Source organism: Pseudomonas sp. PAMC 26793 (genome assembly GCF_000313235.1).
GTDB classification, from domain to species: Bacteria; Pseudomonadota; Gammaproteobacteria; order Pseudomonadales; family Pseudomonadaceae; genus Aquipseudomonas; species Aquipseudomonas yamanorum.
The window spans coordinates 329,808-353,413 of record NZ_AMXG01000036.1 but is presented as its reverse complement, the minus strand read 5'-3'; the positions used below and the strand labels follow the sequence as shown (position 1 = coordinate 353,413).

Here is a 23,606-nt window from a genome sequence, read left to right as displayed (position 1 = left end):
AACCATGTGTGGAATTGTTGGCGCAGTCGCTGAACGAAACATCACCGCTATTTTGCTCGAAGGCCTCAAACGCCTGGAATACCGTGGCTACGACAGCGCCGGTGTGGCGCTCTTCACCAACGCCGGCAAGCTTGAGCGCATGCGTCGCCCGGGCAAGGTCAGCGAACTGGAACAAGCACTGGCTGGTGAACCGCTGGTAGGCCGCCTGGGTATCGCCCACACCCGTTGGGCCACCCACGGTGCGCCGTGCGAACGCAACGCCCACCCCCACTTCTCCGGTGACCTGGCGGTTGTCCACAACGGCATCATCGAAAACCACGAAGTGCTGCGTGAACAGCTCAAGGGCCAGGGTTATGTCTTCACCTCGGACACCGACACCGAAGTCATCGCCCACCTGCTGAACCACAAGCTCAAGGACCTCGGCGACCTGACCAACGCCCTCAAGGCCACCGTCAAGGAACTGCACGGCGCCTATGGCCTGGCCGTGATCAGCGCCAGCCAGCCCGACCGCCTGGTCGCCGCCCGCAGTGGCAGCCCATTGGTGATCGGCCTGGGCCTGGGCGAGAACTTCCTCGCCTCCGACCAACTGGCCCTGCGCCAGGTAACCGACCGCTTCATGTACCTGGAAGAAGGCGACATCGCCGAGATCCGCCGCGAAAGCGTGCAAATCTGGGACGTTGACGGCCAGTCCGTGGAACGTGAAGCCGTGCAGTACCGTGACGGTGCCGAAGCCGCCGACAAGGGCGAGTTCCGCCACTTCATGCTCAAGGAAATCCACGAGCAACCGGCCGTGGTGCAACGCACTCTGGAAGGTCGCCTGAGCCAGAACCAGGTGTTGGTGCAAGCCTTCGGCCCGCAAGCCGCCGAACTGTTCGCCAAAGTGCGCAACGTGCAAATCGTCGCCTGCGGCACCAGCTACCACGCCGGCATGGTTGCCCGTTACTGGCTGGAAGAACTGGCCGGCATCCCGTGCCAGGTCGAAGTCGCCAGCGAATTCCGCTACCGCAAGGTGGTGGTGCAGCCCGACACCCTGTTCGTCACCATCTCGCAGTCCGGCGAAACCGCCGACACCCTGGCCGCCCTGCGCAACGCCAAGGAACTGGGTTTCCTCGGCAGCCTGGCGATCTGCAACGTCGGCATCAGCTCCCTGGTGCGCGAGTCCGACCTGACCTTGCTGACCCAGGCCGGTCGTGAAATCGGCGTCGCCTCCACCAAAGCCTTTACCACCCAGTTGGTCGGCCTGTTGCTGCTGACCCTGTCCCTGGGCCAGGTTCGCGGCACCTTGGGCGAAGGCGTCGAGGCGCACCTGGTCGAAGAACTGCGCCGCCTGCCGGCCCGCCTGGGCGAAGCACTGGCCATGGACAGCACCGTGGAAAAAGTCGCCGAGCTGTTCGCCGACAAACACCACACCCTGTTCCTAGGCCGTGGCGCGCAATACCCGGTGGCGATGGAAGGTTCGCTCAAGCTCAAGGAAATCTCCTACATCCACGCCGAGGCCTACCCAGCCGGTGAGCTCAAGCACGGCCCGTTGGCCCTGGTGGATGACGACATGCCAGTCGTTACCGTCGCGCCGAACAACGAACTGCTGGAGAAGCTCAAGTCCAACCTGCAGGAAGTGCGCGCCCGTGGCGGCCAACTGATCGTGTTCGCTGACGAAAAGGCCGGCATGACCAATGGCGAAGGCACCCACGTCATCAACATGCCGCACATCCACGACACGCTGTCGCCGATCCTCTACACCATCCCGCTGCAGTTGCTGTCGTATTACGTCGCTGTGCTCAAGGGCACGGACGTTGACCAACCGCGTAACCTGGCGAAGTCGGTGACGGTGGAATAAGCCTCACCCGAACCATGGTTTTTTGAGAATCAAAACCGTCGCAGGTGCCGCTTGATCTCGGGCGGCGCCTCACGTGACACAGCTGGAATCAGGGCTGGCTCGTTCAACGAGTGATCTATGAATCCGCGACGTGAGGCGCGAAGCATGACGTCGAGGCGCTTGCTCGGGGGATTCAGCCTGAGTTACGCGGCCGGCTATCGCTCAGAGCGACGTCTTAAAACTAGACTTTTTTATGTGGTTTATTCGCGTTGATTATTGTTGAGTCGTGCGCAATGGCTTTGCTGGATTACCAAATACTGTTGTGTAAGGTGCCACGCTTTTCGTAACAACGGATCCCATCCCAACAACGGCGCCCTCACCAATGACGATTGGTCTGTCGGGAGAGCCGTGACGAATAATCGCGCCAGTCCCAATGTAGGCATGATCTTCGATTACAACGCGTCCATTGCAATGCACGTTAGGGGCGAACGTCACGAAGTTACCAATCACACAATCGTGGGCAACATACGAATAAATGTTCGCGTGAAAGAAGTCACCGATTTTTGCATTCGCAGTGATAGTGGTAAATGGGCAGAGGATCGCGCCTTGACCAATAATATTGTTGCTTAAATTCAGGGCATTCAGAGCTGAAATAGTGAAGGGAGTTATGCCCGCCGAAATAAGGCGTTCGGAGATTTCCTGCCTCGGTTTACTATCCGCGATAGCGATGTTGAAAAACTTATCCCCCTCCATGCTTAAGAAAGACTCGCTACTCACCACATCATAGCCATTCACGGTCTTCTCTTTCGAATTATCGACCACGAAGATAATTTTGAAGTTATCTTGATTTATCACGCTCGGCATTGTGTTGACCAGCGGTGCAACCTCACGCCCAAAACCGCCTGCGCCTACAATTGCGTAAATTTTCATCTCAGCTCCTGAGAGTTCTTATGAATCATTCCTGGTCTGAGCGACTCTACAGCCGAAAGTTGCCAGTGTCTGGAGTGGTCTAGTGCACTGTTCTCGAAATAACTTACTTATAATTTCCGGATTAAAGCGTCTCCAGCATTCGTTGAGTTTTTCTCACCATCCCTTCTCGCTTTGCGCTCCAAACATATTGGGTTGGCTGAGTATTGCGTAACCCCCTGGATGTTGCAATTGCGCTTTCCAGCGCAAGCACGGGACGAAGTTGCCGTCGCGCAGGCACACCGTGATGCCTCGAAATAAGCGCTCCACATCCAGGAAGTGGATTTCGGAGGGAATTGAATAGGGAAGCATGGATGCTCTGCCTGCCTGGTGTTCACCGCCCCATAGCAGATACCGTAGCTTGATTGTCGGGTTGGAGAAGCACGTCAACCGTGGAATGTTGTCCCGGGGTTCGCCTTTGGCATCCAGTAGGGTAATGCGTGTCGCCGGCCTTCTCGCTGAAGGATGGCGGCAGCTGAATGGATCAACAGTCCCATGTCAAATAATGCAGTTCTGTGTAAGGGCCCATTAGCCCGTCAACGGTAGGGTAGTTAGAAGTTGGCGCGATTTCTGCTTAAGCCTTCTTTGGATAATACGGGACGACATTTCATTGACGGCAGTGTGTACCATGAAAAACATCATCAAGTTGTTAGTTCCTGAGGTGCCTAAAGTCGAGCAGATCCTCACTTACTGGCAGCAAATCGATGAAAACCAGTGGTACACCAACTTCGGCCCGCTTGTAATCGAGCTCGAACGTCGGCTGTCGCTCTCATTTAGTCGGGAGCCAACGCAAGTACACGTCGTATCTATGGCGAATGGTACCTGTGCGCTGCAAATAGCTTTGGAAGCTTTGAAGCTACGCCGCGCGTCGCGCGTCCTGGTGCCCGGATTGACATTCGTTGCCACGGCAACAGCGATCATCAGGGCAGGGCTCACTCCCTTGATCAGCGACGTAAACTCCGAAAGCTGGTTACTGACGCCTGCTATCGCACGCGCAGCACTCGCTGAAATGCCATTTGACGCAGTGATGCCAGTATCCACTTACGGCTGCCCCCAGGATGTCGCAGGCTGGGACCTGTTCAGTGCCGAAACCGGCATCCCTGTGGTTATCGACGCCGCAGGTGCCTGGGGTAACCAGAAGATCGGCCTGACCACCAAAGTCGCCTTCAGCCTGCACGCCACTAAGGCCCTTGGTGGTGGAGAAGGGGGGTTCGTCGCTTCGCGGAACCATGCCTATGCCCAAAGCATGAGGACGTTGAGTAACTTCGGTATCGATGCACACAGCGGCGGGCTGGTGTTCGAGGCGGGTGAGAACGGCAAGATGAGCGAATATCACGCCGCCGTTGCACTGGCTGCCCTGGACAACTGGCCAACCACTGCTGAAGCACGACGCAACCTGCATCAACACTACACCGAGCAGCTTCTGGAAAAAATTCCCGCGCTGAAACTTCAGGTCAAACCCATGGATGGCGTTTACAGCCTGATGCTGGTGCTACTGCCCCCGGGATTCCGGGCTGTTGATATTCAACTGCGGCTGCTGGGCAAAGACATCGAAACCCGCCGCTGGTACTGCCCCCCCCTGCAAGACCACCCGGCCTTTCAGGCGTTCGCGAAGTGCCCGCTGCCAATGGTTGACCTCCTGGCTGAACGTCTGTTGGGTTTGCCATTCCATCTTTCATTGAACGATGCAAGCATCCAAAGAGTTATCGATTGCCTGGCTGAGTTGCTTGCTGAAAAGCAGGTGAGTTGATGACCGTTATGCCTTGTGAAAAGCCTCTGGTCGTCATAGTCACTGGCGCCAATATGGCAAATCATCAGCTCATGGAATTACTTCGCTCAGGTATACGCCAATGACCCAAGAACAATTACTGGCACCGTGTATGCGATCAGGCCGTACCTGCAACCGCCCAGGCAGTGAAAGCGGCTTAAGCGAGTTCTACCTTCGTCCCTTATGCAAATTGGTATGAGCATGACAAATCCCCTCTTGGCTGAGCGCTTGCCGCTTGTCAGCATCGCGATACCGGCTTACAACCCGCGCTTCTTCGAAGCCGCGCTGAACAGTGCGCTCAACCAGTGCTACGCGAATATCGAAATCGTGATCAACGATGATTGTCGCGGCGATGGTATTCGTTTGATCAGCGAACGTCTTGCTGCACAGACTACGGTGCCGATCCGTTACCTGCGAAACGAACAGCAATTGGGCGGCCTGCTTAACCTCACCCGTGGGCTGGAAGAAGCCAGGGGCGAGTACATCAAGTTTCTCAACGACGATGACGTATTACTGACAGATTGTGTAACGCGCATGGCCGCGGTGCTGGATGCTCGCGCGGACATCTCGCTGGTCACCTCGCGGCGCCGTTTGATCGATGCCCAAGGTGAGACGCTGCCAGACATCCTCGAGACGTCTGAAGTATTTGGCGAAGATGTCTGCCTCCATGGTGCAGACCTTATTTCACTGCTCTGTGACTGGCCCGTTAACTTCATCGGCGAACCCACCACCGTCATGTTTCGACGGGCTCAGTTGGTAGACAAAGTTCCGAATATTTGCGCCCTTGGAGGCGTGCTCGTTGATGCTATCAACGACCTGTCGTTGTATGTGAACTTACTTCAACGCGGCCACTTAGCGTTTCTAAGTGAGCCTCTGTCGCTCTTTCGCCATCACGCCGAACAGCGCCAGAAACAGCCAGACATGCCAGCGTTGTTCGCAGAGGGTCATGCAAGATTTATCAATCAGATACATGCCCTGGGACTGTATAACCCACAGCCGTTAAAGCAAGTGCGCCGTGCGCCGTTGTCAGCCGATCAGGCCTTTCAACTGTTTCGTTTGCGAGAGGCTTACCTGGCACCTGATACCCAGAACCTCTATACCGCCAGCAGCATTACCCCCTTTGCCGAGCAGTGCGAAGTCCTCTTCTCAGGTCAGCCTTCGCTTGAAGACGGTAAGCCGCCAGTCGGTGTCGTTATCCATGCGTATTACCCGGATGTGCTGCAAGAAATTTTGCTTCGATTGATTAAATTGAATGAACACCTGCACCTGTACGTAACCTGCGTGGGAGGTGCTGATAAAGAGGTGCGCCACCTGCTGGCAGCGAGCGGGCTGAGCTATTCGTTGTATCGGGTACCCAATCACGGCAGGGATATTTTGCCGTTCCTGCGAGTGTTGCCGTTTTTACGTGCAGACAACATCCACACGCTGATCAAACTCCACACCAAGCGCTCGCTGCACATGGGTGTGGAAGACTCCTGGGCCCAAGACCTTTTCAATGATCTGCTAAACCCGGCGCGCTTCAGCCAATCGGTAGAATACCTGGCTGATCCCATGCACCACCCGCTGATCGGCACTGAGGCGTTCCGGCAGCCCGTAACCCAAAACCTTAATGGACAAAACCGCTCTCACCTACTTTTCCTGGCTAAGCGTGCTGGCATTGATCCACAACGAATGGACCAGGCCGATTTTTTTGGCGGTACCATGTTCTTTGTGCGTACCGAGGTGCTGGCGCACTTAGAACGGATGCAATTGACCGACAAAGACTTTGAGCCTGAATGCGGTCAGTTGGACGGCACCATGGCCCACGCCGTGGAACGGTTTTTCGGCGTGTTGGCAAATGTTGGTAAAGAGCAACGCGATATCAATCTGTATCGTCGCTGGCTGGATACCCGGCAACTGTCTGCGGCTGAGTTCGAAGGTTTACCCGCACGGCTTGCGAATTGGCCGCAACACACAAACATTCTGGTGGTATTGACTGATACCACAGGTGACATTGCGCAGTTACGTTCCAGCTTGGAAAGCATTGATCGCCAGCTTTACGGCGCGGCAGCCATTGCGGTGCTTTCTAACGTCGAGCCTGTAGGGGTAGAAGCTTCCGACAACCTGGTGTGGTTGCCGCTCGCTGAATGCTGGCCAAGTCAGCTGAATGAGCTGCTGCATGAGATCGATGTCGACTGGTGCTACTTGCTTCGGGGAGGAGACCAACTCGACCCCCACGCTCTGCTGCTACTCGCGGAGGGTATAGCCCTGAACCCTGGTATCAGCGTTTGCTACAGCGATGAAGACACGCTTACCGCAAATGGTTGCCAAGACCCGATATTCAAGCCGGACCTGAACCTGGACTTGTTGCGCAGTTATCCGTATGTCGGCCGAGCGTTGGCCTTCAGCCGAGCCGCCGCGCTGGGTGTCCATGGTTTCGATCTCGCTTTCGCCGAACTGGCCCCCCACGACCTGCTTTATCGGTTGATTGAGGTTAATGGACTGGGCACCGTCGGACACATCAGTGAAGTGCTGGTGCATCATGCAATCAACTTGGGCCAGTGGCTGGTCGAACCCCAGGTCGTTAAGTACTCCGCGACTATAGTCGAGGCGCACCTGCAGCGCCTGGGCGTCGCTCACGAGTTGCGCCCGGGACCTTTACCGATGGTCAACCGGGTGGTTTACCAGCACACCTCGCAGCCGTTGGTGTCCATAGTGATTCCCACTAAAGACCAACTGCCGATGCTGATGCGTTGCGTCGAAAGCGTGATGGAAAAAACCCTTTACACGAACTTCGAACTCATAATCGTCGACAACAACAGTGAAACGGTTGAAGCAAAAAATTGGTTCGCGGGTATGGAGCGTCTGAACAGCGAAAAGGTGCGCATCTTGCGTTATCCCCACGTGTTCAATTATTCGGCGATCAATAATTTTGCCGTCAGACACGCCCGTGGTGATTACCTTGTGTTGCTCAACAATGACACTGCCGTCATTGATGGGGAGTGGCTGGGTTCGCTGCTCCATCACGCTCAGCGGCCAGAAGTTGGGATAGTCGGCGCCAAATTGCTATTCCTCGACGGGACTATTCAGCATGGAGGTGTGGTGCTCGGCTTACGTGGCTTGGCAGACCACGCATTCATCGGCTCTCCAATGCAGTCCAATGGCTACCTGCACCGTCTCCAGGTTGACCAGAATTACAGCGCCGTGACGGCCGCCTGTCTGATGATCCGCACCGAGCTGTACCGCCAGGTGGGTGGAATGGACGAGATCAACCTGGGGGTTTCTTATAACGATGTCGATCTGTGCCTGAAAGTCGGCCAGGCCGGGCAACTGATCGTTTGGACGCCTTATGCGGTGCTCATGCACGAAGCTAACGTCAGCCAGAATAAGGTCGACAAGACGAAGTTGAAAGCCAAGCAAGAGCGTTTCAAGCGCGAGCAATCGGTGATGTACAAGAATTGGCTGCCCCGGCTCGCCAGTGACCCTGCCTACAACCCCAACCTGACCTTGGAAGGCGGCGGCTTTGGCTACGAATGCCGTAGCGAGGTCGCCTGGGAACCGCTGGCCGGTCGCTCTTTGCCTTACGCGCTGTGCTGTCCCGCCGACGCTTTCGGCAGCGGAAACTATCGGGTTCGCCAGCCCTTCGCAGCCCTTGAAGCCGCACGCCTGATAGAGGGTACGATAAGCGATGGCCTGCTTCATCCCGTGGAGCTGCATCGCTTGGCGCCAGACACGATCATTTTCCAACGGCAATGCACGACGCCTCAGCTGGAAACCATCCAGAACACCAAGGCATTCTCCAGGGCATTCAAGGTTTACGAGCTGGATGACTATATTCTTAAGATACCCAACAGCAATCCAAGCCGAGAACTGTTCCCCAAGGATATCGCCAAGCGCCTGAAGAAAGCGGTCGGTATGTGCGACCGGCTGGTGGTGTCGACCCAGCCACTGGCCAGTGCGTTGAAGGGTTTTAATGCGGACATTCGTGTCCTAGAGAATCGCCTGCCAAGTCAGTGGTGGAGCGGGCTGATGAGCTACCGTCAACAAGGCCGGAAACCTCGGGTTGGTTGGGCGGGCGGGTCGAGCCACGGCGGTGACTTGCAAGTGATCGCCGATGTCGTTCGTGAACTGGCTGGCGAAGTGGAATGGGTATTTATGGGCATGTGCCCACCTGAGCTTCGTCCGTATGTCCATGAGTTCCATAAGGGCGTCAATATCGAGAAATATCCCGCACGGCTGGCCGACTTGAATCTGGACCTGGCGTTGGCGCCGTTGGAAGACAATTTTTTCAACGCCTGTAAAAGCAACTTACGGTTGTTGGAATATGGCGCCTGCGGCTTCCCCGTAATCTGCTCGGACATCCTTTGTTATCGTGGTGACTTGCCAGTGACTCGGGTCAAGAACACGTCAAAAGAATGGATTGACGCTATCCGCGAACATCTTGCTGAACCACGCGCCAGTGCTCTTGCCGGAGATGCTCTACGCAGCGCTGTAGTCGATAAATGGATGCTCCGGGATGAACACTTGGATGCTTGGCGAAATGCATGGTTTAGGGATTGACTGATTCGCTTGTTATTTCAACGTTTTATCAATTCTGGAAGTCTTTTTCAGAGCTTCCCTCGTAATCATTGGAAGTAAGCAGAGAAAACCATGATCACTATTCAAGCGCTCAACGAATTTACCAGCGACCCGGAATTGACCGACAACATCACGCAGATCTGGGAGTTTATCGGCCAGCATTTCGAGCAGGCGCAAGATAGCTTGCCGGCTGAGCTCGCAATGGAGCGTCGCGAGTTGTCGTTCCATGATCAAGTACGTCTATTGGGCTACCTTACCTTTCTGATTGCCGAGCTGCCGGGTGATGTGGTGGAAATTGGCGTGTGGAAGGGCAAATCGTTGATGCTGATGAACGAGGTATGCAACCACGAGCGTCGTATCATTGGTATTGACCCGTTCGAATTGCCAAACCAGTTCGAAGAGTTCAGTTACTACAAGGACCTGATGTTGCCTAATGCGCAGGTGATCCGTGGCTTTTCGGAACTGAGTGCTGAACGTTTCTACAACCTCGCGCCCAACGTTGCGCTGTTGCATATCGACGGTGGCCACACCCGTCGCAACGTGGTGCTGGATTTCTTGCTGTATTCGCCAAGCGTCGTCTCGGGCGGCTTTATCGTATTGGACGACTACCGCGACTTTGAGCATTCGCCAGAGGTGGGCCCGACTGTCGACCTGCTGAGAGCAACAGGGTTCTTTCAAGGTTTCAACGTGCTGGGCAGCGTGCATGGCTTCGAGAACAGTTACGTGCTGCAACGAATGTAGGCTTTGATGGGAAGTGAACGGGTCTGATGGTTGCTGCAGGTAGCTCTTAGCGTTTCTGTGGACTAATTCCGAGGTATTCCCCCGCTTTACCCCTAGAATGCGCTCTGTGGATAACTAGCCAGGGAATGCCGCCCCATGAACATCGAACTGCTGATCGCCGGTATCGTGGTGCTGATTATTGTGGTCGGCCTGGTCGGCTGGCTGGTGGGGGTCTACAACGGCCTGGTGATGCGCCGCAACGATGTGGATAAAGCCTTCGCCAACATCGACGTATTGCTCAAGAAACGGGCAGACCAGATTCCCGACCTGATGCGCGTGGTGCAAGCCGCCATGAACCATGAGAACGCGCTGTTCACCCGCCTCAGCGACGCCCGCACCGCGTACCTCAACGCCAGCAGCCTCACCGATAAGGTCGATGCCTCCAACCAGCTCAATACGGCACTCAAGTCGGTGATTGCAGTGGCCGAGAATTATCCGACGCTGATCTCCGGCCCCAACATGGCCGAGTTGCAGCAGGCGATCTCGGCGGTTGAAGAACGCATCGCCGACCGCCGCGAGTTTTTCAACGAGTCGGTCAACCTCTACAACATCGCCATCGCGATTTTCCCTGATCTGTTCTTCGCCAAGATGCTTGGCTACCAGCGCATCCCGCTGCTGGCCATCAGTGCCGAAGAAACCCGCTACGAGGGCGTGAAGCTTGAGGTGCCGGGAGCATGAAAACGACCCAGGCGGGCGTTGTCGCGAAAAAGCCGGCTTGGAAAACCTTGGCGGCGCTGGTCTTCCTCGCCGGCTTCATCGGCTTGATGGTTTATGCCCCGACGATCCTGGTGGCGCTGTTTTTCCCCGTCTGCATCTTGATTGGCCTGCTGGCCAGCTTCGGCCCCAACTTCTATCGCACCGAACAGCGCCTGGCCACCAGCCAGATACGCTCCTTGGCCATGGGCCTGGTGGAGGTCAAGGGCAAGGTGATCGTCGACACACCGCTGATTTCCCCGGTCAACGGCAAGCCTTGTGCGGGTTACGTGTGGATCATCGAGGAAGGCACCAAAGACAAAGACGGCGATTGGAGCTGGAGCCAGGTCTCGGCCGAGGCTCGCTGCAATGACTTCCGCGTGCAGGACGCCACCGGGGAAGTGACGGTGATTGCCGAAGGCATCGACCTGTTCGGCAACAAGCGCCCTGACGAGCATGAATCGATCAGCAACTCCCGCCGTCAGGGCGAACTGCTCCTCACCCAGGCTATGCAGGTGATGCTGATTGGCGACGCCTGCGAGCGTGACGGCAAGACGGTGATTGCCCAGGGCAGGCAACGTGACGCAGTGTTCGGCGTGGCCGAGACCAGGGATGTGGAGAATCGCCGTGTGCTGGCGCCGTTGTGGCGTGCCGGTGGTTTCTATGCGGTGGTGGTGGGCTTGATCGGTGTCGGCATCATGGCCATGACCCCGGAACATTTTGCCCAACTGCATCTACCGGGCCCTGCCACCTACCAGCAAATGGCAGAGCTGAATCCCGCCTATCGTTTTCTGGCCTGGTTGTACCGTGACAATGGCTTCGTGATTCCTTTCATGGCCGCGTTTGGCTTCCTGCTGACGATGTTTGTGGTGTTGCTCGCGCTGCGGCTGTTGCTGCCCAAGGGCATGCGCCTGGCGGTGGGCCGTGTGCTGGGCGCCTGGATGGGCTTTGGCATGGTGATTGGCGGCGTGGTGACGTTGCTGCTGGTGGTGGCTCAGGTGGACACCATGAAGGTGTTCCTGGTGTGGATGATGATTCTGCTGGGCACCCTGGTGTTTTCGATCTTTGAGCAACGCAAGCTGGGGGTCGCGTACAAGCATTTTACGAAAGACGCAGGCGCTGCGAGTTTCGGCGACGAAGACGCCTGATCAAGGCACAAACTCCACCTTTAATCCCCGGCTGGCGCTACGTCCCTGATCGTCAGTCACCCGCAACCGATACTCCCCCGACTTCCCCGGCCGCCAGTTCAGCGTGGTTTGCGGCGGGCCCTGGCCGATCAGGGTCTGGTCGGCGAACCAGTACAGCGTCAGCGCATCACTGGCCGCGTTGGCGTTCAGCGGAATGCTTTCCTGAGGCTGGGACAGGCGCAGGTGATAGCTGACCTGGGTCAGCGGCGAGCGAATCTGCGGCGCTTCGCTCTGGTCGCCGACGCGGTTGGGTTGGCAGCTTTTCTGCACATTGGGCGGCGTACGCCGGGGCAGCCCGGCGGCGCGGAACAGCCGCTGCACATCGCTGGGCCAGAATTCGAAGACTTCTTCACGGGTGTACTGCGGGTCGAACGGCGGGCACGCGGCCTTGCCGGTACGGGTGTCGATCAGCACCGGGCGATGCAGGTTGGACACACGAATCGGTGACACGCCGGGGATGTACCAGGTCTTGCGGGTGCGCGGGCACCAGCGGTTGGGCAGGTCGCCGGAGGCCGCGCAGACGTCGATGCGGATCAGCCCGGCGGGCGGCTTGTTGGGTTTGATCACCACGTTGGGCAAGGCCAGGGGCAGGGCGTCGGCGATGCGGAAGAACAGCGGTGCGGCGGTTTTCGCGCCGATAAATTCCGGATTCGGACGGCCGTCGAAGTTGCCCACCCACACCACCAGCACGTAAGGGCCTACGATGCCGGCGCTCCACGCATCGTGAAAACCCCATGAGGTGCCGGTCTTCCAGGCCGTGCGCCAGTGGCGTCCCGGTAGGCCGTCCGGGCGCGGGTTGCGCCGCAGCATGTCGCGCACCATAAAGGCCGCTTGTGGGGTGAGCAACTGGGGGCCGGTGGTTTGCGGCTGTTCCTGCAAATAGCGCAAGGGTCGCAGATGTCCGTCACCGGCCAGCATCACGTACAGCCGCGCCAGCTCCTCGGGCGTCATCTCGCCGCCGCCCAGGGCCAGGGCCAAACCGTAATGGCTTTCGCCTCGCAGGCCCTTGATCCCGGCCCGTTGCAGCAAGCCGTAGAGTGACGGCGAGCGGGTTTGGCTGGCCAGCCACACCGCCGGGATATTGCGGCTGCGGATCAGCGCATCGCGGGCTGTCACCGGCCCGACAAAACTGCCGTCGAAATTTTCCGGCTGGAAGTAGCCGAAGTTACTCGGCATGTCCTTGAGGATGCTCATGGGGTGGATCACCCCTTGGTCCAGCGCCAGCCCATACAGGAATGGCTTGAGGGTGGAGCCAGGCGAGCGCCGCGACAGCACACCGTTGACTTGGCCATGGATGCCTGTGGATAAGTAATCCGCCGAGCCCACCAGGGCTTTTACGCTTTGGTCGCGGCTGTCGACCAGGATCGCCGTGGCGTTTTCCACACCGCTGCTGCGGCGCTCGGCGATAAAGCCGGTGATCAGGCGTTCCAGCAATTGTTGCAGCGGCAGGTTGAGGGTGCTGTTCAACTCGTTGCCAGTTTGCGAGGCCAGCAACTGTTCGCTCAGGTGCGGCGCCAGAAATGGGATCTGCTGGCGGTTGCGGGCTTCCAGCGGCAGGTCCAGCAAACTCTCGTTACGCGGGTCTTGTGGATAAGTTTCCCGCCAGTCCGCCATCAGCCGTTGCCGAGCGGTTTGCAGCGATGGCCCGAAGCGCGCGCGGCGGCCGGGTTGCTGGGGGATCACGGCTAGCGCCAGGGCTTCAGACAAGGACAACTGCGCCGCTGACTTGCCGAAATAGATCCGGCTGGCCGCCTCGGCACCTTCGATATTGCCGCCCATGGGCGCCAGGTTGAGGTAGGCCTCGAGGATGTCGTGCTTGCTGTAACGCGCCTCCAACCACAACGCCAGGGCCATCTGCTGCAGTTTGCCGGGCACCCGGCGGGTATTGAGATCCCACAGGCGCCTGGCCAGCTGCATGCTCAAGGTCGAACCGCCCTGGCGCTGGCCGCCGCTATAGGTGGCCATGGCCGCCCGCAACAACGCCGGGGGATTGATCCCCGGGTGCCAGTAGAAATTGCGGTCTTCCTTGAGCAGCAGCGCCTCCACCAGCGACGGAGAAATCCGTTCCAGGGGTAGCCACAGGCGATATTGCCCATCAGCCGCCAGGGTCATGCGCAGCAGCGAACCGTCATCGGCCAGCACCACCCGTGAGGAGGTGGCTGCCTGTTCCAGCGGTGCATGGGGCCACAGTCGCAGCCCCGCCAGAATCAACGCCGCCGCCAGCAGCGGCGTCAGGCTTTTAAGGCTTGGTAATTTCAAGCTGGCCTACTTTGCCGCGTCCTTGCAGGGTGGTTTCGTACATGCCCTCGGCGTAGGCCGGTGGCGTATTGAAGGTACCGGCGTTGGTGGCGCGCACGCGGTACACGAAGGTGCCTACATCCCGCAGCGCGGTGCCGTACAACACTACCCGATCATCACGCACATCGACGTAGTCCGGCTGCCAGTTGCTCAAGTCGGTCTCGCCGATCGGCGCCTGCCAGGCGTCGGCTTCTTCGGTGTCTTCGCTGGTTTCAACGTACTCCGAATCGTCGCCTTCGCTTTCCTCGCTGCTGGCCGCTTCCGGCTCCGGCGGCAAGTTATACACAGGTTCGACGCCGCCCGGCAGCAGGTCGACCACCGCCACTTGTTGCACCTGATCACGGTCGGTGGCGCGCAAGCGCAGGCGCACCAGGAACTCATCGCCTACCGCGACCTTGCTGACGGGATTGCCTTTGAGGTCGAGGTATTCGTGGATGATTTCCAGGCCGTTGTTGATCGGCTTGAGGTTGGCGCCCTTGTCATAGCCGGCTTCGCTCAGCATGTAGAACGCCGCCGGGCCGTCGGATTTTTCCATCTGCAGTTTTTGCGTACCGGCAGGCACTGCTGCACGTGGCGGCTGGCCGGCCATCTGCAACAACTGTTGCTGCTTGTCGCTGAGCCACGCGGTGGCCTTGAGGGTCATGTCGCTTTGCGCGCGCTGGCCATAGTTGTCCAGGGCCCGCAGCAACAGTGCCGCCGACAGCGAGTTGTAGCGTTGCTCGTTGAGGCGCTTGCCGAGTTTATCCAGCAGGCTTGCCGGCACATCGTCGAGCATTTCCGGGAAGTGACGGGCGAGCAAATGCAGGTGCTCCGCGTCGTGCACCAGCGGGTCGTAATACAGGCCGTCGCTGTTCCATTTATCCGACAGGGAAAGCCACGGCACCTTGCGGAACAGCGTGTCGGCCTGACGATCCTGCTTGAGTAACTTGTAGCTGGCGGCGAGGTATGCGGCGCCAATGTCGTTCTGCCAGGTGTCCTTGAAGTAGCTCTCGTAGCGTTCGCGGATATCGCTCAAGGCGCCGCTCACCAGAATCCCCTGACGGCTCAGGAGGTAACTGGCATAGGCGCGGTTGCGCAATTCAGACAGGCCTTCGCTCGGGCCGTTGGCCAGGTCGGTGAGGTACGCGTTGGAACGTTGCAGCAGATCTTCCGGTACCGGCAGCCCGCGCTCCCTGGCTTCGATCAGGAAGTCGGTGGCGTACAGGCTGGCGTACGGCGCCACATCCGGGTTGGCCGCCCACAAGCCGAAACCACCGGCCTGGTTCTGCCGTTGACGCAGCATGCGCACCGCACCGCTGAAGGCCTGCTCGGCCTCCGGCGCATTACCGCCCCAGATCAACGCCGGCATGGCCTTGGACACCAATTGCTCGGTGCAGGCGTAGCCGTAGTCATCCAGGTAATGCTTGAGGCCGTTGGCCCAGACCAGCGGCGAAGCGGCGACGCCCAATTGCACATCGCGCAACTGGCCGAACAGGTCGCGGGTCGGTTTCAGCTCTTTGCTGGCGCTGTCGAAACGGCCCAGGCTCAGGGCCACCCGATGTTCGCTCAATGGCCGGATCGACGTGGTTTCCGCCACCTGGATCCGCTTGCCATCCGGCAGCACCGCGACGAAGCGCAAGTCGGCCGAGCCGAGGTTTTCCCCAACCTTGATCTTGAACTCGGCGACGCCTTCCTTGCGCGGTTGCAGGGCCAGGGTGCTGGCCTTGTCGCCTTGCACCTGCAAGCCATCGCTGGTCTGCACTTCAAACTTCACGTCCGCCGCCGCGTCCAGGTTGCTGAACACCCCGGCGCTGACGCTGAACACATCCCCCGGCGCGACAAAGGCAGGCACGTTCGGCGTGATCACCAGTGGCCCGCGCACTTCGGTGTTGGCCTCGCTGACGCCTACGCTGTCGCTGTCCACCGCGACGGCAAACAGGTGCAGCTTGCCGTTGAAGCTGTCCGGTACCTGGTAATGCAGCACCGTTTCACCGGCCGGCAAGTCCACCAAGCCAGACCACCAGGCCACTGGCGGCTGATGTTTACGCTTGAACGGGTTGAGATGATTGGCCAGGGCGCCTTCGGTGTCACCACCCGGCGCTGCCCCACTGAGCAGGCGGCTGAATTCCGGCAGGATCAGGTCAAGAATCTGACTGGTACCGACCTCCAGTGCACGCTTCTGGAAGAAGAAGCCCAGCGGGTCCGGCGTCTGGTAGCGCGCCACTTGCAGGATGCCTTCGTCTACCGCGTAGACCACTGCGCGGCCAGGGCGGTCGGCGTTGACCTTGATATCCAGGGTCTGCCCCGGCTCGATCTTCGCCGGGCCTTCGACTTTCAGCGCCATGCGCCGCGCGTCGAGGTTGATGCTGAACGGCACCACGCCGTAGGACAGCGGGCTCATGTAGACCTCGGACGAGCCGATGTCCCGCACGAACTGCACGTTGACGTAGGCATTGCCCTCAAGCCCCGCAGGAACGCGGATGTGTTGCACGCTGTTGGTGCTGTCGGCCTTGAACCACTGCTGGGTGTAGACCTTGTCCCGTTCGATGGTGATCAACCCGGCGCCGGTGTATGGCGCACGAATGCTGATGGCGATCTCATCACCGGTGGCGTAGCTGCGTTTATCCAGGCGCAGTTGCAGCTCGGCGTTGCGTTCCAGGGAGCGTGAGGTGTTGCCCCGGCCGGCGACGCTGTAGTCGATCTGGTTCAGCAGGTTGCCGTTGGCGTCCTTGAGTTGCAGGGTGAAATCGCCCGGGGTGCCGGTATTCAGGGTTTGCTTGGTGCCGTCCTTGGTCATCACCACCGGCGAGGCCGGCTGGTTGATGTTCTTGATGCGCGACTCGTATTTGTAGGTGCCGTTGGATTGCTTCACCAGCACCGAGACGTAACGGTGCTCGACCACTTCACTGGTCAGGCCGTCGACGGCGACTGGCGTGAGGTCCGGCGCCACGGCCAGCCATTGCACTTCACGCGGGGCGTCCTTGGCGACGAAGGACAGCGAATCCTTGCTCTTCACACCCACCAGGTACGGCGCCGCCGACACCAGCAATGCGCTTTGTGCGGCGACGTTGCGACCGCCTTCGGCTTCGTACACCTGGGTCATCACTTGCAGGCGGTAGGTGCTGTTGGCGAAGCGTTGCAGGTTCAGGTCCAGCAGCGCCTGGCCATTGTCGTCGACGGTGGTTTCGGCCAGGTCTTCGGAGCTGGCTTCTTCCAGCGAGTCATTCAGGCGGAAACGGTAATCCGGGTAGCGATCAAAGGCCGCGAGCGTCGGGCTCAGGGACATTTTTGCCGTGACGCGACGGCCCGCCGCCGGAGCGCCGAACAAATGCATCGCGGTTACCTTGGCCACCACCTGGTCTGGCGGGATCCAGCCCAGCACCGGTGTATCGTGCAAGCTCAGGCTGACTTTCATCCGGTCTGGCTCAAAATCGCGAACCTTGAAGCTGACGCTGCCCAGGTCAGTGCGGCGCTGCTTCTCGCCGATCAGTTGCAGGGTCGCGGTGTAATCGCCGGATGGCGCCACTTCGCTGCTTGGGAAATCGAAGGTTTCAAAACCGCTGGCCGACAGTTTCAACGGCTGGCGAATCACCTCAAGGCCACGTGGGTCGGTGATCTGCAGCTCAACCGGCAGGCCTTGCAGCGCGCCTTTCCAGTCGCCGCTGCGCACGATCATGCCCAGGTGCGCGGTCTCGCCGGGCCGGTACAGGCCGCGGTCGGTAAACAGGTAGGCGCTGAGACGATTGATCGCACCGTCTTCTTCCAGGCCGCCTACATCAAAGCGCGACAAATCCAGCTGTTGGGACTGACGGGCAATCGGCAGGAACGATTGGTCGTTGCCGCGACTGACCACATACATCAATGGCGTTTTCTCACGGCGCAGTTCATCCAGCTTGGCGAAGTGCGCGTGGCCTTCGGCGTCGGTATGGCCGCTGGCCACCGGCAAACCGTTGCGGCCGATGATATCGACCTGGGCGTCGGACACCGGCGAGCCGTTGCCGATGGACTGTACGTACACGTCGTGGCTGCCATCGCTGGAGCGCTTGGCGATGATGCCCAAGTCGGTGACCACGATGAAACGCAGGTCGCTGGTGGTATTGCGCGAGTAGTCGAAGGTGCGATCAGCCGGGTCGTCCTGCGGGCTCAGCTTGAGCACGAAAATGCCTCGGCGGCCACCGTTGGCTGTGAGGTAGCTGCTCAGGTCGACGTTGTCGTAGACGGTTTTGGACGGGTCGCCAGCTGACAGCGGAATGTCCAGGCTCTGACGCTCCACCATCCGGTCGAAGTAGTCATTGGCAAAATTCGGTCGGGCAAAGCTGCCGCTGCTCTGGTCCACCAAGTGTTGCAACTGGTTGGGCAGCAGGCGGGCGATTTCCACATGGGCTCCAGGTACGCCACGGGCCATGAAGCCCAGGCGTTTTTCGCCGGTGAGGCTGAGCAGGGCGCCGTCGGACAGGAACTGCAGCGTGCGCGGATAGGCCGGCATGCTCACGAGGGAGGCTGTCGGATTTTTCGCCAGGTAGCCGCCGATGGCTTCCAGGTTGGCCGGTACCCGCACATACAGGGCCCGGCCCGGCGGGGCCTTGAACTTGAAGGCGTGCAGGGTGTTCAGCGGTTCGACGCTCGGCACATGGGTCAGCTTGACCTTGGTGCTGCTGGCCAGCAGCTTGTCGTCGATGTCCTGCAGGTTCCAGGGGCGGGTATCGTCCTCGGCTTTTTCCGGCAGCATCCAGGCCTGCACCTTGTTGGCGATGGTCTCGTCGGCCACGGCGCTGGAGCTGCTGAACATCAACACCGGCTCGGGCTCGCCGCGTTCGTTGTCGACAAAGCTGACTTCGGCGCCGGTAAAGGTCAGGCGATAGCGGCCAGGCACGGTGACTTCGGCCACCAACGGCGCCGAGCTGGCATTGCCGCCGTCACGGGCCTTGAGGCCTTCATCGAGCTTGGCGCTGACCGGGGTGCTTTCCAGCGGAGTGGCCAGAGCGGCGGAGCGCACAAAGGCGTTGAGCTTGTGCTCGTCGAAGGTGACTTCCGGACGGTTGGGCAGTTGTGCGTCGCGGTAGGCCAGGCCTTTGCCGAGGGTGACCGAAGCACGCTTGCGTACGCTGTCTTCGTCCACCGGGTGGGAAAAGTGGAAGGTCGCGACCAGCTGTTTCTGCGTCGGGTTGCTCGGGTCTTGGTACAGCTCGTTTTGCGTCAGGGTGGCGCGGAACGGCTGGGTGGAGAATTGGCTGGTGTATTGGTTGAGCAGTACGCCGTCGGCCAACAGGTTTTTCTTGGCCAGGTCGATGGTGTAGTGGGCGTCGACGGGCCAGTCTTTTTCCGGGGTGAACACCAGGCTGCGGTCGTCCGACCAGCGCCAGGTACCCGCGATGGTCGGCTTGAGGGTGATGCCTTCGGTGACCGGCTTGCCAATGGCCGCCAGCGGTGCCACGGATTCGGCGAAGCGCACCTGCAAGTTATCCACAACCGGCTGCGGCTGGGTGTAATCCGTCAGGTTGGGCTTGTGCAGCGAATAGCCCACGGTGTGGGGTTGCGGCAGGTGGGAGTACCAGTGCCAGCCATAGACGCCTGCGGCCACCAGCAACGCCAGGGCCAGCACACCGCCTGCGGCCTGACGCGGATACGCCCGGGCCTTGTGGCCGACGTTGACCAGGCCGTTGCCTGTGGCTTGCAGCCAGCGCGGCGGTTGCCACTGGCCGAACAGGCTGCGTGCCACCCATCGAACGGCGCTGAACAGAACACTCACCACTGAGATCAAGGCCCCGAAAAAACGGCGGCTGGTCGCTTTTAACGAATCAAACATGGTGAGCATCCCTGGCAATGTGTCGCGTATCTTACACGTCTCTTTAATACAAAAGATGACGGCAAAACACGTCGTTTTGCTCAGGCTTGCTGTACGAAGGTGAGGCGTATCGCAAAACCGATCAAAAGACTCCCAAACAGCCATTGTTGCAGGCGTTGGGCGGACGGGCTGCGTTGCAGCCAGCGGCCGATCCTGGCGCCGGCCAGGCCATAGCAACTGTCGAATGCGAGGCCGACGGCCACCAGAATTGCGCCCAACGTTGCGAACTGCGCCGTCACCGAAACGCCGTGTGGATCAATGAACTGCGGCAGCAATACGGAGCAGAACAGCAGCGCCTTGGGGTTGAGCAGGTTGGTCAGCAGGCCGCGTTGGAAGGCCTCACGCCAGGCATGCGCCGGTGCCGGGCCATCCCCGGTGTTCAGGCTGGGCAGCAGGTTGGCGCGCAGGCACTGCACGCCGATCCACAGCAGATACGCCGCACCGCCCAGGCGCACCACATCGAAGGTCCAGGGTGCGACCTTGAACAACGTCGCCAGGCCCATCCCGGCCAGTGCCACGTGGCAGGCCCGCGCGAGCCCCAGACCTGCTGCCGTGGCCAGCGCCATCGCCTTGCCCTGGCGGGCGCCGGTTTGCAGCAGCAGGATCATGTCCGGGCCGGGCAACAGGTACACCACCGCCAGCGCGACTAAAAACAACCAGAGTTCTGTCATGTGCCTGCCCCTTGCGATACGTGATTCGTAGGGCAATTTTAGAGGTGAAGGCCGGGGCAGGTGCTTGCGTAGTCAACCGGAAAAGCGTCTAGTCTTGGCACAATCTGCCACTTTTACCGGGCGAAATACTTCACTTATGCCAAACCTGAAACTGGATGCGTTTGACCGCAAGATTCTTGAGGCCCTGCAACGGGATGGGCGCTTGAGCAATGTGCAACTGGCGGACGAGATTGGCTTGTCGGCCTCACCCTGTTTGCGCCGGGTTCGGTTGCTGGAGGAGGCCGGGGTGATTCGGGGTTACCAGGCGAGTCTTGACCGGGATGAAGTCGGGTTGGGGCTGACGGTGTTTGTCGGGGTCAAAGTGGAGCGGCATAACGATGAACAGGCGGAGGCGTTTCGGTTGGCGGTGACGGCATTGCCTCAGGTGATTTCGGCGTTTCTGGTGTCGGGGGAATCGGATTTCCTGCTGCAAGTGGTGGTGCCGGACTTGCGCGGGTATGAGCGGTTCCTGACCGGGAGTTTGTTGAAGTTGCCGGGAGTGAGCGATATCCGCAGCAACTTCGCGATTCAAACGGTGAAGACCCCGGGGGCGTTGCCGTTGGGGCATCTTCCCGGCTAGATCGTTCCCACGCTCTGCGTGGGAATGCCGCCCTGGACGCTCCGCGTCCGCTCTTAACGTCGTGACGCAGAGCGTCACCGGATGCATTCCCACGCAGAGCGTGGGAACGAGTTGCGGTGGTTATCGAGGCTGTAAGCAGTCCAGCGACCGATCCACCACCACCTTCGCCATCTCCACCAAATGCATCACCGCCCGCTGCTGCCCGTTCATGGGTTCGCCGGGTATCTGTGCGGTTGCCACGGCGCAATGCAGCAAGTCGGCCGCCCGTGCCAGGGCGTCTTCGAAACTCATGTTGTCGTTGAGCACGAAGGGTGCGCCGTCCGGTGCGGAGGCTTTGAGGTAGTAATCGATGGCGCGGCGGGTGAGTGGGCTGTCGCTGCAAAACTCTGGTGGATCGGGGGTGACTTTGACCATGGTGGAACTCCTTTGAGGTAAGAAGCTATCACCGTTCGCTTGCACGCGAATGAAGGTGGCAGCTGTACGCAGGTGTGCAAGACCGGGGCAAAGGAAAACCCGGCAGATCCGAGGACCTCCCGCGCACAGCCGCCATAACAGATAACGTCGGACGTTGAGGAGTAGGGCGTCTGTATATCCTTGCCAGTCGGACTTGCACGTCCGGTCGTCGATTGTTCGATGACCGAGCGAGACTAGCTACCTGATCCGGCCGAAACAAGGCGGTTGGATTTTCTAGGAAAGGTCCTGCAAATGAAAGGGATCCGTCTTGCTGGCCCTAAAAAGTGTGCCCGTGGCGATCGTTCCCACGCTCCGCGTGGGAATGCCGCCCTGGACGCTCTGCGTCCGCTCTTCAAGTCGTGACGCAGAGCGTCACCGGATGCGTTCCCACGCAGAGCGTGGGAACGAGCTGTCGAGCGGCGTGTTCAGTTGCCACTCTTCCCATTCCCCTCCAACTGCCCCAGCGGCACTCGCCGCTCTATCGCGCTCGACAAGATGATCGAGGTCTTGCTGAACCCAAACTTCGCCACCCGATTGATCAAACTCTCCAACTCCGGCATCGAGCCCACCGCCGCCTGCATGATCACGCACGGATCGCCCGTCACCCGATGGCATTCAGTCAGCTCGGGAATTTCCGACAGCGCGTCGTACACCTTCTGGCTCCCATGGTTGGTCAACCGCAGCTCAATCACGCACTGGATCGGCAACCCCACCTTCGACAGGTCGACCTTGGCCTGATACCCGGTAATCACACCACTGGCTTCCAGTTTCGCCACCCGCTCGGCCACGGCGGGCGCCGAGAGGTTCACGGTGCGCGCCAATTGCGCGTAGGACGCGCGGCCGTCTTCCAGCAGAGCGCTGAGAAGCATGCGGTCGTATTTGTCCATGATAAGGCTCCGGGAATCCATAGCTTTCGAAAGCACGGTTTATAGCCTTGATAACCATGTTTTGAAAAGTGTACTGGCGCTTTAAACAGGTTTTGTAACTTATGTTTACGGCCGGGGATTTCTAAAATAACGCTCCCTTGTCCTGCCGTAGAGCTGCCCAATGCCTGGCCCACGTCGCTTTCCCTTACCGTTGATCGCTGCCTTTTTTGCGTTGTACGTGATCTGGGGGTCTACCTACCTGGTGATTCGCATTGGTGTGGAGTATTGGCCGCCGTTGTTGCTGGCGGGGATTCGCTTTATGACGGCGGGTGCGCTGATGTATGCCTTCCTGCGCTGGCGCGGGGCGCCGGCGCCGACGTGGGTGCAGTGGAAGGCTGCCGCGAAGATCGGCATTTTGCTGCTGACCTTCGGTAACGGTGCGGTCAGTGTGGCCGAGCATACGGGCGTGGCGTCCGGGGTTGCCGCGTTGGCGGTGGCGACGGTGCCGTTGTTTACCTTGCTCTGTGGTTATTTCTGGGGCGCGCGTAATACCCGTCTGGAATGGGCCGGGGTGGTGCTGGGGATTATCGGCATCGCCATGCTCAATATGGGCTCCAACCTGCAATCGAGCCCCACCGGTGCGGCCTTGCTGATTTTTGCGGCGGCGGCCTGGGCCTTCGGGTCGGTGTGGAGCAAGCATTTGCCGCTGCCGCAAGGCGCCATGGCCAGTGCGGCGGAGATGCTGATTGCCGGTGTCGTGCTGCTGGTGCTCAGTGCCGTCAGTGGCGAACACCTGCAAGCCATGCCGCCGCTGGAAGGCTGGCTGGCCTTGGCGTACTTGACCGTGTTCGGTTCGATCATCGCCTTCAATGCCTATATGTACCTGCTCAAGCACGTACGCCCGGCGGCGGCCACCAGCTATGCCTACGTCAACCCGGCGGTGGCGGTGTTGCTCGGGATAGTGTTTGTCGGCGAGACCATTGGCATGGAAGAAGCCCTGGCAATGTTGGTGATCATCAGCGCGGTGTTGCTGATCAGCCTGCCACAGTGGCGAAAGCCGAAACCGGAAATAAGGTAAACTGCCGCGCATTGCGACCTTGCGCTGACT

At 59.6% G+C, this 23,606-nt stretch carries 14 protein-coding genes; 8 read left to right on the top strand and 6 right to left on the bottom strand.

The features are described from left to right. Positions 1 to 4: 4 nt before the first annotated feature. On the top strand, positions 5 to 1,837 hold the full coding sequence (gene glmS, locus D109_RS0116680; protein ID WP_017477887.1) for a glutamine--fructose-6-phosphate transaminase (isomerizing): 1,833 nt from the start codon (positions 5 to 7) through the stop codon (positions 1,835 to 1,837). Between the two features lie 252 nt (positions 1,838 to 2,089). On the opposite strand, the gene D109_RS0116675 is transcribed toward glmS, so the two are convergent. Then, positions 2,090 to 2,746, bottom strand: coding sequence for a NeuD/PglB/VioB family sugar acetyltransferase (locus D109_RS0116675; protein WP_017477886.1), 657 nt, complete (start codon positions 2,744 to 2,746; stop codon positions 2,090 to 2,092). A gap of 664 nt (positions 2,747 to 3,410) precedes the next feature. On the opposite strand from D109_RS0116675, the gene D109_RS0116670 reads away from it, so the two are divergent. The 5 genes from D109_RS0116670 (at position 3,411) to D109_RS0116650 (ending at position 11,728) form a co-directional block, all read left to right on the top strand. Further along, positions 3,411 to 4,532, top strand: a complete 1,122-nt coding sequence (locus D109_RS0116670; RefSeq protein WP_017477885.1) for a DegT/DnrJ/EryC1/StrS aminotransferase family protein — start codon at positions 3,411 to 3,413, stop codon at positions 4,530 to 4,532. Positions 4,533 to 4,745: 213 nt separating this feature from the next. Beyond that, positions 4,746 to 9,089, top strand: coding sequence for a glycosyltransferase (locus tag D109_RS01000000131970; RefSeq protein WP_017477884.1), 4,344 nt, complete (start codon positions 4,746 to 4,748; stop codon positions 9,087 to 9,089). Positions 9,090 to 9,179: 90 nt separating this feature from the next. Beyond that, positions 9,180 to 9,848 (top strand): class I SAM-dependent methyltransferase, encoded by a 669-nt coding sequence (locus D109_RS0116660; protein ID WP_017477883.1) that lies wholly within the window; start codon positions 9,180 to 9,182, stop codon positions 9,846 to 9,848. 135 nt (positions 9,849 to 9,983) lie between these two features. Continuing rightward, the gene (locus tag D109_RS0116655; RefSeq protein ID WP_017477882.1) at positions 9,984 to 10,565 is read left to right on the top strand and encodes a LemA family protein; all 582 of its coding nucleotides are present in this window, start codon (positions 9,984 to 9,986) and stop codon (positions 10,563 to 10,565) included. After that, positions 10,562 to 11,728, top strand: a complete 1,167-nt coding sequence (locus D109_RS0116650; RefSeq protein WP_017477881.1) for a hypothetical protein — start codon at positions 10,562 to 10,564, stop codon at positions 11,726 to 11,728. The genes D109_RS0116655 and D109_RS0116650 overlap by 4 nt, the downstream gene beginning before the upstream one ends. Here the strand turns inward: D109_RS0116650 and pbpC are convergent, their stop codons facing one another. The 3 genes from pbpC to D109_RS0116635 form a co-directional block, all read right to left on the bottom strand. Further along, the gene (gene pbpC / locus D109_RS0116645; RefSeq protein WP_017477880.1) at positions 11,729 to 14,026 is read right to left on the bottom strand and encodes a penicillin-binding protein 1C; all 2,298 of its coding nucleotides are present in this window, start codon (positions 14,024 to 14,026) and stop codon (positions 11,729 to 11,731) included. Further along, entirely contained in the window at positions 14,007 to 19,850 is a 5,844-nt protein-coding gene (locus tag D109_RS0116640) for an alpha-2-macroglobulin (protein WP_026078019.1), read from the bottom strand. Before D109_RS0116640 ends, pbpC begins: the two co-directional genes overlap by 20 nt. Before the next feature lie 80 nt (positions 19,851 to 19,930). Further along, the gene (locus tag D109_RS0116635; protein ID WP_017477878.1) at positions 19,931 to 20,560 is read right to left on the bottom strand and encodes a LysE family translocator; all 630 of its coding nucleotides are present in this window, start codon (positions 20,558 to 20,560) and stop codon (positions 19,931 to 19,933) included. A 145-nt stretch (positions 20,561 to 20,705) separates the two neighbouring features. Between D109_RS0116635 and D109_RS0116630 the strand changes: the two genes are divergently transcribed. Beyond that, entirely contained in the window at positions 20,706 to 21,179 is a 474-nt protein-coding gene (locus D109_RS0116630; RefSeq protein WP_026078018.1) for an Lrp/AsnC family transcriptional regulator, read from the top strand. Between the two features lie 120 nt (positions 21,180 to 21,299). Here D109_RS0116630 and D109_RS0116625 read toward each other — a convergent pair whose 3' ends face one another. Beyond that, positions 21,300 to 21,593 carry a DUF6124 family protein gene (locus D109_RS0116625; RefSeq protein WP_017477876.1) on the bottom strand — a complete coding sequence of 98 codons (294 nt, stop codon included), beginning with the start codon at positions 21,591 to 21,593 and terminating at the stop codon, positions 21,300 to 21,302. A gap of 464 nt (positions 21,594 to 22,057) precedes the next feature. After that, positions 22,058 to 22,519, bottom strand: coding sequence for an Lrp/AsnC family transcriptional regulator (locus D109_RS0116620; protein WP_017477875.1), 462 nt, complete (start codon positions 22,517 to 22,519; stop codon positions 22,058 to 22,060). A 160-nt stretch (positions 22,520 to 22,679) separates the two neighbouring features. Between D109_RS0116620 and yedA the strand changes: the two genes are divergently transcribed. Next, entirely contained in the window at positions 22,680 to 23,576 is an 897-nt protein-coding gene (gene yedA / locus D109_RS0116615; RefSeq protein ID WP_017477874.1) for a drug/metabolite exporter YedA, read from the top strand. Positions 23,577 to 23,606 lie beyond the last annotated feature (30 nt).

What these genes read in the sequence shown, in the direction of transcription:
- D109_RS01000000131970 (WP_017477884.1), top strand. Translation starts at nt 4,746, where the DNA reads ATGAGCATGACAAATCCCCTCTTGGCTGAGCGCTTGCCGCTTGTCAGC.
- D109_RS0116675 (WP_017477886.1), bottom strand. Translation starts at nt 2,746, where the DNA reads ATGAAAATTTACGCAATTGTAGGCGCAGGCGGTTTTGGGCGTGAGGTT.
- D109_RS0116635 (WP_017477878.1), bottom strand. Translation starts at nt 20,560, where the DNA reads ATGACAGAACTCTGGTTGTTTTTAGTCGCGCTGGCGGTGGTGTACCTG.
- glmS (WP_017477887.1), top strand. Translation starts at nt 5, where the DNA reads ATGTGTGGAATTGTTGGCGCAGTCGCTGAACGAAACATCACCGCTATT.
- D109_RS0116655 (WP_017477882.1), top strand. Translation starts at nt 9,984, where the DNA reads ATGAACATCGAACTGCTGATCGCCGGTATCGTGGTGCTGATTATTGTG.
- D109_RS0116660 (WP_017477883.1), top strand. Translation starts at nt 9,180, where the DNA reads ATGATCACTATTCAAGCGCTCAACGAATTTACCAGCGACCCGGAATTG.
- D109_RS0116625 (WP_017477876.1), bottom strand. Translation starts at nt 21,593, where the DNA reads ATGGTCAAAGTCACCCCCGATCCACCAGAGTTTTGCAGCGACAGCCCA.
- yedA (WP_017477874.1), top strand. Translation starts at nt 22,680, where the DNA reads ATGCCTGGCCCACGTCGCTTTCCCTTACCGTTGATCGCTGCCTTTTTT.
- D109_RS0116620 (WP_017477875.1), bottom strand. Translation starts at nt 22,519, where the DNA reads ATGGACAAATACGACCGCATGCTTCTCAGCGCTCTGCTGGAAGACGGC.
- D109_RS0116650 (WP_017477881.1), top strand. Translation starts at nt 10,562, where the DNA reads ATGAAAACGACCCAGGCGGGCGTTGTCGCGAAAAAGCCGGCTTGGAAA.
- D109_RS0116640 (WP_026078019.1), bottom strand. Translation starts at nt 19,850, where the DNA reads ATGTTTGATTCGTTAAAAGCGACCAGCCGCCGTTTTTTCGGGGCCTTG.
- D109_RS0116670 (WP_017477885.1), top strand. Translation starts at nt 3,411, where the DNA reads ATGAAAAACATCATCAAGTTGTTAGTTCCTGAGGTGCCTAAAGTCGAG.